The 15161-nt window shown below is 62.7% G+C and carries 13 protein-coding genes; 5 read left to right on the forward strand and 8 right to left on the reverse strand.

Going from position 1 to position 15161, the window contains the following annotated elements; genetic code table 11:
- Positions 1–5 precede the first annotated feature (5 nt).
- The 6 genes from ACIQUF_RS20275 to yaaA form a co-directional block, all read right to left on the reverse strand.
- Complete coding sequence (locus ACIQUF_RS20275) at positions 6–1484, reverse strand: alginate export family protein (protein ID WP_403134742.1); 1479 nt, start codon at positions 1482–1484, stop codon at positions 6–8.
- Entirely contained in the window at positions 1481–2908 is a 1428-nt protein-coding gene (gene algK, locus ACIQUF_RS20280; protein ID WP_403134744.1) for an alginate biosynthesis TPR repeat lipoprotein AlgK, read from the reverse strand. The genes ACIQUF_RS20275 and algK overlap by 4 nt, the downstream gene beginning before the upstream one ends.
- Before the next feature lie 12 nt (positions 2909–2920).
- Positions 2921–4087 carry a PilZ domain-containing protein gene (locus ACIQUF_RS20285; protein WP_403134746.1) on the reverse strand — a complete coding sequence of 389 codons (1167 nt, stop codon included), beginning with the start codon at positions 4085–4087 and terminating at the stop codon, positions 2921–2923.
- Positions 4088–4123: 36 nt separating this feature from the next.
- Positions 4124–5605 (reverse strand): glycosyltransferase family 2 protein, encoded by a 1482-nt coding sequence (locus ACIQUF_RS20290; protein WP_403134748.1) that lies wholly within the window; start codon positions 5603–5605, stop codon positions 4124–4126.
- Between the two features lie 73 nt (positions 5606–5678).
- Entirely contained in the window at positions 5679–6995 is a 1317-nt protein-coding gene (locus tag ACIQUF_RS20295) for a nucleotide sugar dehydrogenase (protein ID WP_403134750.1), read from the reverse strand.
- 825 nt (positions 6996–7820) lie between these two features.
- Positions 7821–8600 (reverse strand): peroxide stress protein YaaA, encoded by a 780-nt coding sequence (gene yaaA / locus ACIQUF_RS20300; protein WP_403134751.1) that lies wholly within the window; start codon positions 8598–8600, stop codon positions 7821–7823.
- 136 nt (positions 8601–8736) lie between these two features.
- On the opposite strand from yaaA, the gene ACIQUF_RS20305 reads away from it, so the two are divergent.
- From ACIQUF_RS20305 to moaE, 5 genes are all read left to right on the forward strand, one after another.
- A complete protein-coding gene (locus ACIQUF_RS20305; protein WP_403134754.1) occupies positions 8737–9864 on the forward strand; it encodes a polysaccharide deacetylase family protein in 1128 nt (375 codons plus the stop codon).
- 281 nt (positions 9865–10145) lie between these two features.
- Complete coding sequence (locus ACIQUF_RS20310; RefSeq protein ID WP_400799885.1) at positions 10146–11540, forward strand: PhoH family protein; 1395 nt, start codon at positions 10146–10148, stop codon at positions 11538–11540.
- A 96-nt stretch (positions 11541–11636) separates the two neighbouring features.
- Positions 11637–12107 (forward strand): cyclic pyranopterin monophosphate synthase MoaC, encoded by a 471-nt coding sequence (gene moaC, locus ACIQUF_RS20315; RefSeq protein WP_403134757.1) that lies wholly within the window; start codon positions 11637–11639, stop codon positions 12105–12107.
- Positions 12107–12352: a molybdopterin converting factor subunit 1 gene (moaD, locus tag ACIQUF_RS20320; RefSeq protein WP_403134759.1), complete on the forward strand. Its 246-nt coding sequence runs from the start codon at positions 12107–12109 to the stop codon at positions 12350–12352. Before moaC ends, moaD begins: the two co-directional genes overlap by 1 nt.
- A gap of 2 nt (positions 12353–12354) precedes the next feature.
- Entirely contained in the window at positions 12355–12801 is a 447-nt protein-coding gene (gene moaE, locus ACIQUF_RS20325; RefSeq protein WP_403134762.1) for a molybdopterin synthase catalytic subunit MoaE, read from the forward strand.
- A 111-nt stretch (positions 12802–12912) separates the two neighbouring features.
- Here the strand turns inward: moaE and rhlB are convergent, their stop codons facing one another.
- Positions 12913–14373, reverse strand: coding sequence for an ATP-dependent RNA helicase RhlB (gene rhlB, locus ACIQUF_RS20330; protein WP_403134765.1), 1461 nt, complete (start codon positions 14371–14373; stop codon positions 12913–12915).
- A 100-nt stretch (positions 14374–14473) separates the two neighbouring features.
- The gene (locus tag ACIQUF_RS20335; protein WP_403134768.1) at positions 14474–15130 is read right to left on the reverse strand and encodes an alpha/beta hydrolase; all 657 of its coding nucleotides are present in this window, start codon (positions 15128–15130) and stop codon (positions 14474–14476) included.
- Positions 15131–15161 lie beyond the last annotated feature (31 nt).

Consider the following 15161-nt stretch of genomic DNA (forward strand, 5'->3'; position numbering starts at 1 on the left):
CGGCCTCAGAAGCGCCAGATCACGTCGACGAAGGCGCGGTGCATGTACGAATCCGCTTCCTTGCCATAGGCATCGCCCGGCTTGAACACACCGGCGCGCAGGCGCACCAGCGCGGACGGCTCGTCGATCGCCTGGCTCATCGAGGCCGGCAGCAGGCCTTGCTTGAAGTACTTGGTGACGACCACGTCCATTTCCTGGCCGAGGTCTTTTTCACCGTTGACCAGCGGGCGGCTCACGCCGTTGTCGTTGACCGCTGCGTTGATGCCGCTGGAACCGATGTTCTGCTCACCATCGACGCGCCAGAACTTGTGGTAGATCAGGCTGGCGTCGTAGTCGTCACGCAGCTGCCAGGAGGCGAACAGGGTGGCCGCCTGCAGGTTGCCCAGCTCGCCACGGAAGGCTTCGCCGAAACGGTGCACGCGCGAGCGGGTGCCGGTGAAGTTGGAGCGGTTGCTCTCAAGGCCGGTCTGCTCGAAGTTGTTCGAACCGTCGTCGCCACCGCCGCCGCTGCCACGGGCATAGGCCGCGCCGACTTGCCATTGGGGGTCAAGGCGCAGGCGGATGCCGAGGTCGGTGGCCCAGGCGTTGACGTCGCCGCTTTGTTTGCCGGTGGCCACCTGATCGTCGCCGACCTGCTGGCTGCTGAGTTTGTCGCGGTCACCGGTCAGCCAGGTCAGGCTGCCCCAGTAGTTGACGGTGTGGTCGTTGCGCCAGTTATAGGCGTCGCTGTTGGCTTCCAGGCCCAGCCAGGTGAGGTCGCCGGTGCGCGTCTTGTCCAGTGCATCAATGGTTTCGCCCGGGCTTTTCAGGCTGCCGCTGTCATGGGTGTGGTGGGCACGCACGCCGACCCAGTGGCCGGGGGTCCATTGCGTGGCGACGTTGCCGTAGATATGCGTGCGGTCCTTGTCTTCCGGGGCCAGCTCGGTGAGGTCGGTGCGGTATTCGCTGAAACGCTGGGCCACGCCCAGGTCGGCCTTGAGCAGGGTGGTGTCGAAGGTCCAGTTCAGCGCCTCGATGTTGGTGTCGCGCCACATACCGTCGTCGCTGCGCAGACGCTGGCGGCCCAGGCGCAGTTGCTCGCCGGGGTACTGAGTGAGGCCGCTGTAGCCGACCCAGAACTCGCGCATGGCCAGGTAACTTTTGTCCGGTTTGCGGCTGTCGTCACCGGTATCGGTGGTGGTGCCGTCGTCGTTCTGGCGCAGGGTATCGGTTTCGATGGTGTCGGTGGCGGCGACCGCCTGGCCCATGGCGTAGGCGCTCCAGTTGCCGCGCTCGCCGTACACCCAAGGGCGCAGGTCGAGGCCCAGGCCGTTGACGTCACCGCCGGGGCGGGTGCCGAGGTCGCGGTCGTCTTCCGACTGGCCGGTGATCTTCACGTCCATGCCGAAGTTCTTCTGCGCGGTGATGTCGGCCAGGGTCGGGCACGACCACAGCAGGGCGAAGGTCAGGCCAATGCCGGCTTTCACGAAGGGGTTGAGCGTCATAGCATGTCCTCACCGTCTACAGCAGAATCCTGGTCTTGCAGGGCATCGATGGTCAGGCTGCGGCGGCCCACCTGGGCCATGTTGCCGCGCGCCTGTTTCTCCTGCGCCAGCAGGCTCTGGGCCTGGCTGCGCTGTTCGGGCGTGAGTTGTTGGTCGAGTTGCTGCACCAGTTCGGTCGATTGCGGCGTCGGGTAGACCTGCGACAGTTGGGCGAACACCCAGGCGTTGGTCGGCTCGGGGCGGATGCCGTGGCCTTCGCTGAACAGCTGGGCGAGGGCATAGTCGGCGCTGTTCTGGCCACCACGGGCGGCCGTGAGCAGGTGGTCGACAGCCTTCTGCGGCTCGACATCGCCCAGGTAGCCACGGCGGTACAGCTGGCCGAGGTAATAGTCGGCGCTGATCTCGCCGGCATCGGCGGCGGCTTGCAGGTGCAGCTCGGCTTTCTCGGCATCAGCCGGGAGGGCGTTGCCTTCATAGTAGAGGCGGCCCAACAGCAGGTCGGCGCGTGGCTGTTCGGCTTCGCGGCCCTTGTCGATGTAGGCCAGCAGCTGGTCGGTGTCGCCCAGCTCGGGGAAGTCGTAGACCAGTTGCGCCAGGCTGACCCAGGAAGCCGGGTTGGCCGGAGCGATGTGTTCGAGCAGGTCCTTGGCGGTTTTCTCGTCGGTCTGGCCCAGGTTGCGGTCGGCCAATACGCGGGCGACGCTGTCGACCCGCGTGGCGGGCACGGTGCCGCGGGCATAGCCGGCCTTGAGCTGTTGCAGCAGGGCGGCCTGCTGGTCGGCCTGGCCACGCTTCTGGTAGACGGTGGCCAGTTCCGCGTAGCACACGTCCATTGTGTCGAGGGCTTGCTTGCAGAGCCTCTCGACGTTGTCCAGGTTCTGGTCGTAGGTGCCTTGGGTGCGGTAGAGCAGGATCTGCGCCAGGCCCGCTTCCGGGTGGCCGGCGGCCTGCCACTGGTCGATCTGCTGCTGGGCGTTGACCTTGGGGAAGCTCTGCGGGTACAGCAGGTAGAGCATCGCCAGGGGAATCAGGGTTTTCTGCTCGCCCTGCGCGGCGGCGAGCTTGAGCAAGGTCTCGGCCTCTTCGCGCTCGGCCTGGGTGCTGTCGGGCTTGGCCACCAGCAGGCGGCCAAGGCGCACCTGGGCGCGCGGCGAAGTAGCGGCGGCGGCGCGGTAGGTTTCCTCGGCTTGCTTGAACTGGTCCGGGTCACCGGTGGCGACCTTGATATCGGCCAGGCCCACTTGCGCGTCGCTGTAGCCCATGTCGGCCAGGGCCTTGTAGTTGCGCTCGGCCAGCGCGGTGTCACCGCGCTTGAGGGCTTCGTTGGCCAGGCGCTGGTCGGGCAGGCCCGCACAGCCGGCCAGGGCGATCGCCACAGCCAGGGCACAGAGGCCCAGGCTTGCGCTTTTCTTATGGGGAATCATCGCAGGATCCTCTTACAGACCACGGGCCACGGCTTTGTCGATCAGCCAGTTGAGCGAAGGGCCACGGTCGCTGTTGACCGAGGCCGGACGCCCGGCGAGTTCTGCTGGCAGGCCGCTGTCGGGTTTGATCTGCACGCGGATGTCCGAGGCCAGGTTGTCGCTGTCGAGGCTGGCGCTGCTGACGATCTGGCCGGTGCGCACTTCATCTTCGCCAGCGACCTGGAAGTTGACCCGGGTACCTGGCTTGACCTCGTCGAACTGGCGGTAGCTGAAGCGCGCCTCGACCATCGGGTTGGTGGTGCGTGGGATCAGTTGGAAGATCGGCTGGCCCTTGGCGGCGTACTGGCCGTCGTCCACCAGCTGGCGGGCTACCACGCAATCGCAAGGACTGGTGAGGGTGCCGGACAGTTGCTTGCCGAACAGTTCCTCGACCTTGGCCGGCTCCAGTTGCGAGTCGTCCAGGTGGCCTTTGAGCATGTCCAGCATGCTGGTGCTGAAGCTCGCCAGTGGCGCGCCCTTGACCACCAGGCCACCGCTCTCGACCAGGCTGTTGACGGTGCCGTCGCGCGGCATGGTGACGTTGGTGGTCGGTACCGCGACCACGCCGGCTTCGGCGTGGCTGACGAAGTACATGCCGTACAGCGACTTGGCGACGAAGCCGAAGGCGGCCACGCCGACTACGAACACGCCGAGGGTCATCGTCACGGCCTTGAAGCGGCCGAAGGCGGACAGACCGGAGCCGCCGTCCTTCTGCTTGCGCGCTTTGGTGAAGTTGTCGCGCTGCAGGGTGCTGAGCACATCGCCAATGCTGATCAGTTCACCGGACAGGTGGCTGGTGATGATATGGCGCAGGGTGGCGATGTCGCGCGGTTCGAGGTTCTGGAACTGGGCACCGGTCCGGCCGCTGTCGGTCTGGTAGGAGCGCACCTGGAATTCGATGTCCATCGACAGGCCGAGGTTGTCGACCACGAACTGCAGGCGCCCGCGCAGCACGTCGCCCACCGACAGTGGCTGCTTGGTGAAGAAGCTCAGGCCACCGGCGGAGAGGTCCTCGACTTTGACATCGTGGGTCTGGCGCTGGGCATCCAGGAAGCGCAGCTTGGCTGGGATACGCACCCGGGCGTGTTGGCGCTGGGCTTCGGACTCATGCACGACATTGACGTTCACGGCGGTATTCATGGTGGTTTGTTCCTGTTAATCCGATCCGGGTTGGGCTCACACGACCATGAACAGCACAGCGACGAAGATGCTGGCTGCCGAGAAGGTCATGGTCCGCGAGGACCAGGTGTTGAACCATTGTTGAAAACTGGCGAGGTCACGCTTGAGGGCAGTGGGCTGGCGGGTCCAGGACTGCTTGTCGAGGCGGAAGAACACGTAGATCTTCATCAGCGCGCCAACGATCTGGTTGTAATAGAGGATCAGCGGGTAGGCCGGGCCTACGTTGTGGCCCGAGCACAGCAGCATGATGGTCAGGATCAGGCGGGTGATGCCGATCCACAGCAGGTACACCAGCAAAAAACCGATGCCGAACTTGAGGCTGGCGATCACCGCCACGGTCAGGCCCAGCAGGCTGGTCCACATCGACACGCGCTGGTCGAACAGCACGATGCTGGTGAACAGCCCCAGGCGGCCCAGGCCAAGGCCCAGCGCGCGGGAGTTCTGCCGCAGGTTGTTGCCGTACCAGCGGTACATCAGCTTGCGGCTGGCTTTGAGGAAGCTCTTTTCCGGCGGGTGCTCGACCGTGTTAATGGCGGCGTCCGGCACGTAGAAGGTGTCGTAGCCCAGGCGCATCAGGCTGAACCAGCTGGACTTGTCGTCACCGGTGAGGAATTTGAAGCGGCCCAGGCGCCAGTGCATCAACGAGTCGCTTTCGACGTCGGCGATGAACTCGGGGTTGGTCACGACGCTGGCGCGGAACATCGACATGCGCCCGGTCATGGTCAGCACGCGCTTGCTCAGTGCCATCGAGCACATGTTGATGTGGCGCTGGGCGAAGCGCAGCTTGTGCCACTCGCTCATGATGTAGCCGCCGCGCACTTCGCAGAACTCGTTGGTGGTCAGGCCACCGACGTTGGGGTACAGCTTGAACCACGGTACGGTCTTGCGCACCACGCCTTCGGCCAGCACGGTGTCGCCGTCGATCACTGCAACCACCGCGTTTTCGTCCGGCAGCATCCGCGAGATGGCGCGGAAGCCATAGGCCAGGCCGTCGCGCTTGCCGGTACCGGCGATGCGCACGATGTCCAGCTTGACGTGGGCCGGCGGGTTGTACTTGGCCCACAGGCTTTTCACCAGCAGTTCATCGGACATCTCCACCAGCGAGCAGACCACGGTGGTGGGGAAGCCGCAGTCGATCGCCTCGCGGATCACCGAGCTGTACACCTGGGCGGTGGTCAGCGCTTCGATACGGAAACTGGTGACCATCAGGTAGACGTGCGACGGGTCGGCTGCCTTGCCCATCTTCTGCACCTTGCGGCGCAGGTACGGGTAGACGCCGTAGAGGAAGATCATCCCGCGAATGAAATGGGTGGCGCCCATGGAATAGCGCCAGATGCCGACTGCGCCGACCAGGAAGATGAAGTGCTTCGACTGCGAGTCGAAGATATCGGCCGGCAGAGCCAGGGCGATCAACATGAGCAGGCTCATGTAGAGCAGCCAACCGGCGCACTGCAACAGCACTGTCTGGAGCCTTTGCATGTTCAGCATCCGTCGAGAATTCGGGAAAGGAGGGCGACGCAAGTGGGGAGGCTTGCGTCGCCCGGCCGAGGGCTTACCAGCAGATGCCTTCGGTACGGCTGGTGGTGCAGGTTGCCTTGCTCATGAAGCCGACCAGGTCGATCACCTGCTTGCCGGCCGGCGCTTGCTCGGCCAGCGCGCGGAACTGCTCGTCACGGTTGCCCAGGACGATGATGTCGGCGTTGTCGATGACCTTCTGGAAGTTGGCATTGAGCAGCGACGAGACATGCGGGATCTTCGACTCGATGTACTCTTTGTTCGCCCCGTGAACGCGGGCGTACTCGACGTTCTCGTCGTAAATGTCCAGCTGGTAGCCCTTGCCGATCAGGCGCTCGGCCAGTTCCACCAGCGGGCTTTCACGCAGGTCGTCGGTGCCGGCCTTGAAGCTCAGGCCGAGCAGGGCGACCTTGCGCTTGTCGTGGGCTTCGATCAGTTCGAAGGCGTTCTGCACCTGCGACTCGTTGCTGCGCATCAGCGAATCGAGCAGCGGCGCGCGCACGTCGAGGCTGGCAGCGCGGTAGGTGAGGGCGCGGACGTCCTTGGGCAGGCACGAGCCACCGAAGGCGAAGCCAGGGCGCATGTAGTACTGCGACAGGTTCAGCACCTTGTCCTGGCAGACCACGTCCATCACATCGCGGCCGTCGACGCCCACGGCCTTGGCGATGTTGCCGATTTCGTTGGCGAAGGTGACCTTGGTGGCGTGCCACACGTTGCAGGTGTACTTGATCATCTCGGCCACTTCGATCGGCTTGCGGATGACCGGGGCGTCGAGTTCTTCGTACAGGCTTTGCAGCACGTCGCCGCTGGCGCTGTCGAGTTCACCGATGACGGTCATCGGCGGGTGGTCGTAGTCCTTGATCGCAGTACTTTCACGCAGGAACTCAGGGTTGACCGCAACGCCGAAGTCGACGCCGGCTTTCTTGCCCGAGCAGTCTTCGAGGATTGGGATGACCACGTTCTTGACGGTGCCCGGCAGCACGGTGCTGCGCACCACGATGGTGTGGCGGCGGGTGGTGTCACGCAGGACGTAGCCGATTTCGCGGCACACGGCCTCGATGTATTCCAGGCCCAGGTCGCCGTTTTTCTTGCTCGGGGTACCGACGCAGATCATCGACACGTCGCTGGCGCGGATGGCCTCGGCGAAGTCGGTGGTGCCGCGCAGGCGGCCATTGGCGATGCCTTGCTGCAGCAATGCTTCCAGGCCAGGTTCGACGATGGGCGACTTGCCCTGATTGATCAGGTCGATCTTGGTGCTGGACACGTCCACACCAATCACGTCATGGCCTCGCGCCGTCAGGCAGCCTGCACAGACCGCACCCACATAACCCAAACCAAAGATGCTGATACGCATCGCTATCACCTCATGTGTTTATCACGTCGGCTCTTCCGGGAAGAGCCGGACTGGGTTGATTAACAACAGTTTCAAGGCGCACGGATCCCTGGCGAATGCACACTTCACCGAGCGCAGGCATGAATAAGTCCGGAGCGCACAAAGTTATGCACTCAAAGTTGGCAGTAAATGGCCAGTAATTAAAAGGCGTGCCCTGAAATGCAGCCGTCTTTATTGCAAGGCGCTACTTTACGCGTTGCAGTGCTTGTTTTTTCAAGTGGATAAATCCTTTGAAATCAACCACTAGGACGAATTGTATGGGGCGCGTCTCTCCTGCGGTGACAGGGCATTCCGGGACACCGGTAAAGCCTGTCTTACTTCTCCATGGCGGGTAGCGGATACCTGCCGTTGTCATCTGTAAGTCATCTCTCACACCGATGGAGCGTGAAATTCGTTACGGCACTATGAGCGATAGGTCGTAGGAGAAGTTCCTGGGTCGGTTCTGCGTCGATGAAAGATTTCTAAATAATTCTTCAGGGGTAAATACTTTCAAATTGATGGCACGCGGGTGTTTCACCCTTGGATATAAAGGGCGAAAACGTTACGAGATATTTTTGTGCCAGCATGCAAAAAATTTTTTCAAAATTCGTCAAAAAAGTACGAACGGTCTTATGACGGTTGGCGATAACGCTAGGTGTGGTGGTTTTTTGGCGCCAAGAATATGGCTTCGTGAGGGCTGAAGAGTGCACCGTGGGAGCGGCTTTAGCCGCGAAGAATGCGACGGGGTGGATGGCACCGGCTGCGCCGGTGTTCGCGGCTGAAGCCGCTCCCACCGGGCATACAGCGTCACTCGGCGGGGTGATCGCGCAGGAACACCAGGTGATCAGCCTTCGACTGCTCTGCACTGTAGTAATAGCCCTGCACATCGAACTGCTTGAGCTGCTCGGGATCGTTGACCTGCTCCTGAATCACGAAACGGCTCATCATCCCGCGGGCCTTCTTGGCATAGAAGCTGATGATCTTGTACTGGCCGTTTTTCCAATCCTTGAAGTCGACGTTGATCACCCGGCCCTTCAGCGCGCTGCGTTTCACTGCGCTGAAATACTCGTTGCTGGCCAGGTTCAGCAGCAGATCGTCGCCCTGATCGGCCAGCGCCTGGTTCAGCCATTCGCTGATGCGCGTGCCCCAGAAGGCATACAGGTCCTTGCCGCGGGCATTGGCCAGCTTAGTGCCCATTTCCAGGCGATAGGGCTGCATCAGGTCGAGCGGGCGCAGCAGGCCGTACAGACCGGAGAGCATGCGCAGGTGCTGTTGGGCATAGGTGAAATCGGCCTCGCCGAGGGTCTCTGCATCCAGGCCGGTGTACACGTCGCCCTTGAAGGCCAGCAGCGCCTGCTTGGCGTTGGCCGGGGTGAAGTCCGGGGTCCAGCTGCCGAAGCGCGCGGCGTTAAGGCCGGCGAGTTTGTCCGACAGGTGCATCAGCTCGCTGATCTGCGCAGGCGATAGCTCGCGCAGCTGCAGGATCAGTTCCTGGGAGTCATCGAGGTACTGGGGCAGGGTGAAGCGCTCGGTCACCGGCGGGGTGTCGTAGTCGAGGGTCTTGGCGGGGGAAATCACCGTCAGCATCGGGTCGGCTCCTGGAATCGTAGGCGGCAATTCTACGGACTGGGGGAGGGATCGCCAAACTATGGCGACAATAGACACAGACCATGAGCCAGGCAGGCGCTATAGTGCGCGTTTCGCTGTCACGGAGAGACCGATCGTGCGCATTGCCGCTGCCTTGCTGGCCTCAATGTTGAGCCTCGCCGCCCAGGCTGCCCCCCTTCCTCCCGCCAGCCTCGACCGCAGCCTGTGGCCCGAGCAACTGGACAGCCCGGCGCTGTTCGATGTCGCCTCGCGGGCGGAGATCTTGTCGTTCGCCCAGGTGTTGCACGAAAGCGAGTTGCTCGATGATGGCGCGCTGGCTGCGCGGCTGGGCTTGCGGCAGATCAACCTGCAGAAAGTGCGCGCAGTGCGAGCGCGCCTTTGGCAGCGTCTGTGGCAGGGGTACCAGCAGGCGCAGCGCAGTTGCGAGCAGGACGCGTCGTTCTGTTATCTGGTCGAGTCTATGGCGGATTTGCGCACCAAGGCGGCGACGTTCGCCGCCGATGTCGGCACTTTTTACACCGGCTGGATCGAACCCAGCCATCAGTTTCATGTGCGCTATTTGGACGAACAGCTGCGTAAGGCAGCCTTGTTGCCGCAAACCAGCAGCGAAGTGGAGCGCCTCTCCAACCGTGAGCGCAACGGCGATGAGCTGAACGACCGCGTATTCCTCTTGACCTTCGTCGGCGGCCCCGGCCCCGAGGGTGGCACCACGGATGCGCTGACCGCTTACCTGCGCAAGCAAAAGCTGCAGGGCACTTTCTTCGTATTGGGCAACCGCTTGCAGCAGCGCCGCGATGCTGGCGCCGCAAATGCGTTGGGCCAGCTTTATAAAGGGCAATGCGTGGGGATCCAGGGCTGGGAATACCGCTCGCATGCCCAGTGGAATGGCTGGCAGGACTCGCTCAAGCGCAGCCAGGCGCGGGTCCAGGCCGACCTCCCGGATCAGTACGTACCGCTGTTCCGCCCGCCTTATGGGCAGCGTCGAGCCGATGGCGAGGCGTTCATGGCCAGCCAGCAGTTGCGCGTGTCGCTGTGGGATATCGATGCCCAGGATGACGGGCCATTGACCGCCGAGGCCTCGGCGCAACGTGTCGTGACCTTGATGCTGCTGTGGCGCAAAGGGGTGATCCAGTTCCATGACAGCCTGCCCAAGGCACAGCCGGCGGTGGAATGGTTACTGCACAATACCGCGCAGAGCGGCATCGGTTGGGCAGATTGCCGCGAATATGGACATCAGGAATAACGGGTCTGACTTCTGACTGTAGACCCGTCTGGTGCTACCGCCAAGCCCTGTTCGTCATTCGGAAAAATAAACTTCACCAACACGTAAAAATGCTTTTTTTAGTCATCGTTTTTGCGGTATGAAGAAACCAGACAGCCGATTCCTGCAGCACAGGTGGCGTCATCCAAGCCCACCTTGCCAGGTTCACTTCCCGCCCGTAGCAACGCGGATACGGGGAGCACGGCAGTCACTCTGCGGCGCAGCAGACCGCGCCGTGTGGCTTCGACATAAGGTGACCGAGTATGGATGACCAAGGACGCAACCCTTCCTCCACAAAGCCAATCCTCTATGTGCTCGATACCAACGTCCTGATTCACGACCCCAACGCATTACTCAACTTCGAGGAGCACCACGTCGCCATTCCCATGACGGTGCTGGAGGAACTCGACAAGCTCAAGACCGGTAAACAGACCATCGCCGCCGAATGTCGCCAGGCCATCCGCCTGATCGACCAGACCCTCGGTGACGCTTCGCCCAGCGATGTCGAGCAGGGCGTGCCGATCCAGCGCAACAAAAGTGGGCCCAAGGGCTTCCTGTCCATCCTGATGACCCCGCGCAACGAGCCGAACAAGCTGCTGCCGGAAAACCTCAACGACAACATCATCATCAACCAGCTGCTGGAAGTGCGGGCCCGGCGCACCGACTTCGACGTAGTGCTGGTCACCAAAGACATCAACATGCGCCTGAAGGCGCGCGCCTGTGGGATTGCCGCCGAGGATTACAGCACCGACCAGCTGGTGGATGACGTGTCGCTGTTGTCCAAGGGCTATCACTCGGTCACAGGCTCGTTCTGGGACCGTGTCAGCAAGGTCGACACCCGCCAGGAGCGGGGCCGCACCTGGCATCGGGTGCAGATGATCGACAACCTGCCGGCGGTGCACATCAACGAGTTCATCATCGATGAACAAGGCTTCGTCGGCTGGGTAAAAGGCATCCGTAACGACGAGCTGCTATTGCTCGACCTGCACCAGGAACCGCTGTTGCACCAGGAAGCCTGGGGCCTCAAACCACGGGACATCCACCAGAGCCTGGCGCTGTTCGCCTTGCTCGACCCGGATATCCACCTGGTCAACCTGACCGGCGCCGCCGGTTCCGGCAAGACCATCCTCGCCCTGGCCGCTGCCATCGAGCAGACCATGGTCAGCAAGCGTTACCGGCGCATCATCGCCACACGCAGCGTGCAGGGGCTGGACCAGGAGATCGGCTTCCTGCCGGGCACCGAAGCGGAGAAGATGGAGCCGTGGCTGGGTGCCATCACCGACAACCTCGAAGCCCTGCACATGGATGACGAAAGCACCCATGGCAGCGTCGAGTACATCCTCGAACGAGTCCCGTTGCAGTTCAAATCGCTGAACTACATCCGTGGCCGCAGCTTCCAGCAGAGCCTGATCCTCATCGACGAGTGCCAGAACCTCACGCCGCACCAGATGAAAACCATCATCACCCGTGCCGGCTCCGGTTCCAAGGTGGTCTGCCTGGGCAACCTGGCGCAGATCGACACCCCCTACCTGTCCGCGACCAGCTCCGGTCTGACCTACCTGACCGAACGCTTCAAGGACTTCCCCCACGGCGTGCACATCACCTTGCAGGGCGTTCCGCGTTCGGTGCTGGCCGAGTACGCCGAGTCGCATCTGTAACCCTCACCCACCGGGCGGTACGCCGCCCGGTTTTTTCCACTGCGCAAACCTGACCCACAGGTTTACACTCTGTGTTCCCTTCACAGGAGCAGAGCAGTGCTGACACATCTTGATTCCCAGGGGCGCGCCAACATGGTCGACGTCACCGAAAAGGCCGTGACCGAGCGCGAGGCCGTGGCCGAGGCGCGGGTGCGCATGTTGCCGCAGACCCTGCAGATGATCGTCGACGGTGAGCACCCCAAGGGCGATGTGTTCGCCGTGGCGCGCATCGCCGGCATTCAGGCGGCGAAAAAGACCAGTGATCTGATTCCGCTGTGCCACCCGCTGATGCTGACCAGCGTCAAGGTCGAACTGAGCGCCGAGGGGCAGGATGTGGTGCATATCGTCGCCCGCTGCAAGCTGGCCGGGCAGACCGGTGTGGAGATGGAGGCCCTGACTGCTGCCAGCGTCGCCGCGCTGACCATCTACGACATGTGCAAGGCCGTGGACAAGGGCATGGTGATCGAGCAGGTGCGCCTGTTGGAGAAGCTGGGTGGTAAGAGTGGCCACTACAAGGTGGATGCGTGATGAATGTGAAAGTGATGTATTTCGCCCGTTATCGCGAGTTGCTCGGTGTGGACGCCGAGCGCCTGGAAGGGGATTTCGAGGTGGTCGACGATGTGCGCCAGGCCCTGGTGGCCAAGGGCGGGCAATATGAAGTGCTGGCCGAGCAGAACCTGATGTGCGCGCGCAATGAAGAGCTGTGCAAGCTCGATGAACCGCTGGAGGCGGGCGATGAGGTGGCGTTCTTTCCACCGGTCACCGGAGGCTGAACATGGCCGTGCGAGTGCAGGAAACAGCGTTCGACCCGGGCGCTGAAGTCAATGCCATGCACGCCGCCAATGTTGGCGTGGGTGCGGTGGTTGGGTTTGTTGGTTATGTGCGCGATTTCAATGATGGTCGGGATGTGGCGGGGATGTTCCTGGAACATTACCCGGGCATGACCGAGAAGGCTCTGGCCAAGATCGTGGTCGAGGCCGAGCAGCGTTGGCCGTTGCTTAAGGTCGAGGTGCTGCATCGAATCGGTGCGCTGGAACCGGGTGAGCCGATCGTGTTCGTCGGCGTGGCCAGTGCGCATCGGCAGGCGGCGTTCGATGCCTGCAACTTCATCATGGATTATCTGAAGACCCGGGCGCCGTTCTGGAAGAAGGAGAATACCCAGGAAGGGGCGCGTTGGGTGGAAGGGAAGCAGAGTGACCAGGATGCGGCGGGGCGCTGGTAGGTCTGGAGTGAATGGCCGGGGCTTTGCCCCGGTTCGCGGATGAATCCGCTTCTACAGGGTTCAGCGCGGTCCCTGTAGGAGCGGATTCATCCGCGAAAAAGGCAACACCGATCAATGATGCTTGCGCGGCACCGGCTTGAGCAGCTCGTCCGGCGGCATCTCGCACTTGATCTTGCGCCCCAGCAACTCTTCGATCCCTGGCAGCTGATACGAGTCATCTTCCCCGGCAAAGCTGATCGACACCCCCTCAGCCCCCGCACGCCCGGTACGGCCGATCCGGTGCACGTAATCATCCGGGTCTTCCGGCAGGGTGAAGTTGATCACATGGCTGATGCCATCGATATGGATGCCACGCCCTGCCACGTCGGTGGCCACCAGCACGGTGACGCGCCCTTCGCGGAAGTTCTCCAGGGTACGAATGCGCTTGTGTTGCGGCACGTCGCCCGACAGCTGGGCGGCATTGATGCCATCGCGCACCAGTTTCTCCTCGATGCGCCTCACTTCGTCCTTGCGGTTGGCGAACACCATCACCCGTTCCCACTTGTTCTGGGTCACCAGGTTGTACAGCAGCTTGTACTTGTCGCTGCCGGCCACGGCATAAACATGCTGCTCGACGGTTTCGCTGGCGACGTTCTCCGGCTCGATCTCGACGATCGCCGGGTTGGTGGTCCACTGCTTGGCCAGGTTCATCACGTCGTCGGTGAAGGTGGCGGAGAACAGCAGGGTCTGGCGTTCGCTCTTCGGCGGGGTCTGGCGGATGATCTGCCGGACCTGGGGGATGAAGCCCATGTCGAGCATGCGGTCGGCTTCGTCCAGCACCATCACCTCGACCATGTCCAGGTGCACGTCGCCGCGCTGGTTGAAGTCCAGCAGGCGGCCTGGGGTGGCCACCAGGATGTCGCAGTGGCGCGCTTCCAGGGACTTGAGTTGCTTGTCGAAGTCCATGCCGCCGACGAAGGTCATCACGTTCAGGCCGCTGTATTTGGTCAGGGCGGCGGCGTCCTTGGCGATCTGCACCACCAGCTCGCGGGTCGGCGCGATGATCAGTGCGCGCGGCTCGCCCATGTAGCGTTCCTTGGGCGGCGGCGTCTGCTGCAGCTGGGAGATGATCGAAATCAGGAACGCGGCGGTCTTGCCAGTGCCGGTCTGGGCGCGGCCGATGGCGTCCTGGCCACGCAGGGTGTAACCCAGCACCTGAGCCTGGATCGGCGTGCAGTACGGGAAGCCCAGGTCGTGGATGGCGTGCATCAGCTCGTTGGACAGCTTGAAGTCGTGGAAGCGGGTCTTGCCTTCCTGCGGCTCGACCACGAAGTCTTCCGGTTTCCACAGGCTGGCCTGGGGTTTTGGTTTGCGCTCGCGACGCGGTTTGTCCTTGGCCGGCTGCTCGACAGCAGGCGCTGCCTCAGGCGCTTGGGCTTTGGCGGGGGATTTGGCGCGCGGCTGGCGGGGCTGGCGCTCGGGCTGAGCCACGGGGGCCGCGGCGGGCGCGGGCGGCGTGGCGCTGGCAGCAGGAGCGGCGGCCTGGGGCGCGGCGTCTCCTTTGCCGAAGATTTTTTTGAGTGCCTTGAGCACGATCGTCTCATCAACTGATTAAGGAATGTACGCCGGGCAGTGTAATGCAAGAACCGGGCGCGGCGTAGCGGAATAGGCCCACGACTACAAGTGAGCCTGCTTATTGCAGTTGTTTGCTCAGCCAGTCGTGGATCTCGCTCAGCTCTTCGACCGCCACTTCGTGTTCCATGGGGTACTCGTGCCATTGCGCGGCCACGCCCCAGGTATTCAGGTACTCGAACGCGGTGCGGCCCATGGACGGAATCACCACCGGGTCGTGTACGCCGTGCAGGCACAGGGCTGGGGTGCGCTGTTGGCAGGCGCTGAGCTGGTGCGCGTCATTGAAGGTGGGGGCGTAGGTGGACAATGCGATGACGCCGCCCAGCGCTTCTTGCCACTTTATATAAGCCGTGTGCAGCACCACCGCGCCTCCCTGGGAGAAACCGGCGAGGAAGATCCGCGACAGGTTGATGCCCTTGGCTTGTTCTGCCTTGATCAACGCAATGATCTGCTCGGCAGACTCCTCCAGCTGCGCCTCGTCGATGGCACGGGCCGGGGTCATCGCCTTGATGTCGTACCAGCTGGGCATGGCATAACCGCCATTTATGGTGACTGGCCGAGTCGGCGCTTGTGGCATGACGAACCGTGTACTGAGCAGGCGTTCCTGCATGAATTCGGCAACCGGTAGGAAGTCGTAACGGTCGGCACCCAGGCCGTGCAACCAGATCACACAGGCGTCTGCGGTTTTCTGAGGTTCGAGAATCAGCGGGTTGGTCATGACTGCTCCGAAAGTGTGCGGATCTTGTAAA

It is taken from the genome of Pseudomonas sp. NPDC090233 (assembly GCF_044772285.1).
GTDB lineage: Bacteria > Pseudomonadota > Gammaproteobacteria > Pseudomonadales > Pseudomonadaceae > Aquipseudomonas.

What these genes read in the sequence shown, in the direction of transcription:
- ACIQUF_RS20275 (WP_403134742.1), bottom strand. Translation starts at nt 1,484, where the DNA reads ATGACGCTCAACCCCTTCGTGAAAGCCGGCATTGGCCTGACCTTCGCC.
- algK (WP_403134744.1), bottom strand. Translation starts at nt 2,908, where the DNA reads ATGATTCCCCATAAGAAAAGCGCAAGCCTGGGCCTCTGTGCCCTGGCT.
- ACIQUF_RS20285 (WP_403134746.1), bottom strand. Translation starts at nt 4,087, where the DNA reads ATGAATACCGCCGTGAACGTCAATGTCGTGCATGAGTCCGAAGCCCAG.
- ACIQUF_RS20290 (WP_403134748.1), bottom strand. Translation starts at nt 5,605, where the DNA reads ATGCAAAGGCTCCAGACAGTGCTGTTGCAGTGCGCCGGTTGGCTGCTC.
- ACIQUF_RS20295 (WP_403134750.1), bottom strand. Translation starts at nt 6,995, where the DNA reads ATGCGTATCAGCATCTTTGGTTTGGGTTATGTGGGTGCGGTCTGTGCA.
- yaaA (WP_403134751.1), bottom strand. Translation starts at nt 8,600, where the DNA reads ATGCTGACGGTGATTTCCCCCGCCAAGACCCTCGACTACGACACCCCG.
- ACIQUF_RS20310 (WP_400799885.1), top strand. Translation starts at nt 10,146, where the DNA reads ATGGATGACCAAGGACGCAACCCTTCCTCCACAAAGCCAATCCTCTAT.
- moaD (WP_403134759.1), top strand. Translation starts at nt 12,107, where the DNA reads ATGAATGTGAAAGTGATGTATTTCGCCCGTTATCGCGAGTTGCTCGGT.
- moaE (WP_403134762.1), top strand. Translation starts at nt 12,355, where the DNA reads ATGGCCGTGCGAGTGCAGGAAACAGCGTTCGACCCGGGCGCTGAAGTC.
- ACIQUF_RS20335 (WP_403134768.1), bottom strand. Translation starts at nt 15,130, where the DNA reads ATGACCAACCCGCTGATTCTCGAACCTCAGAAAACCGCAGACGCCTGT.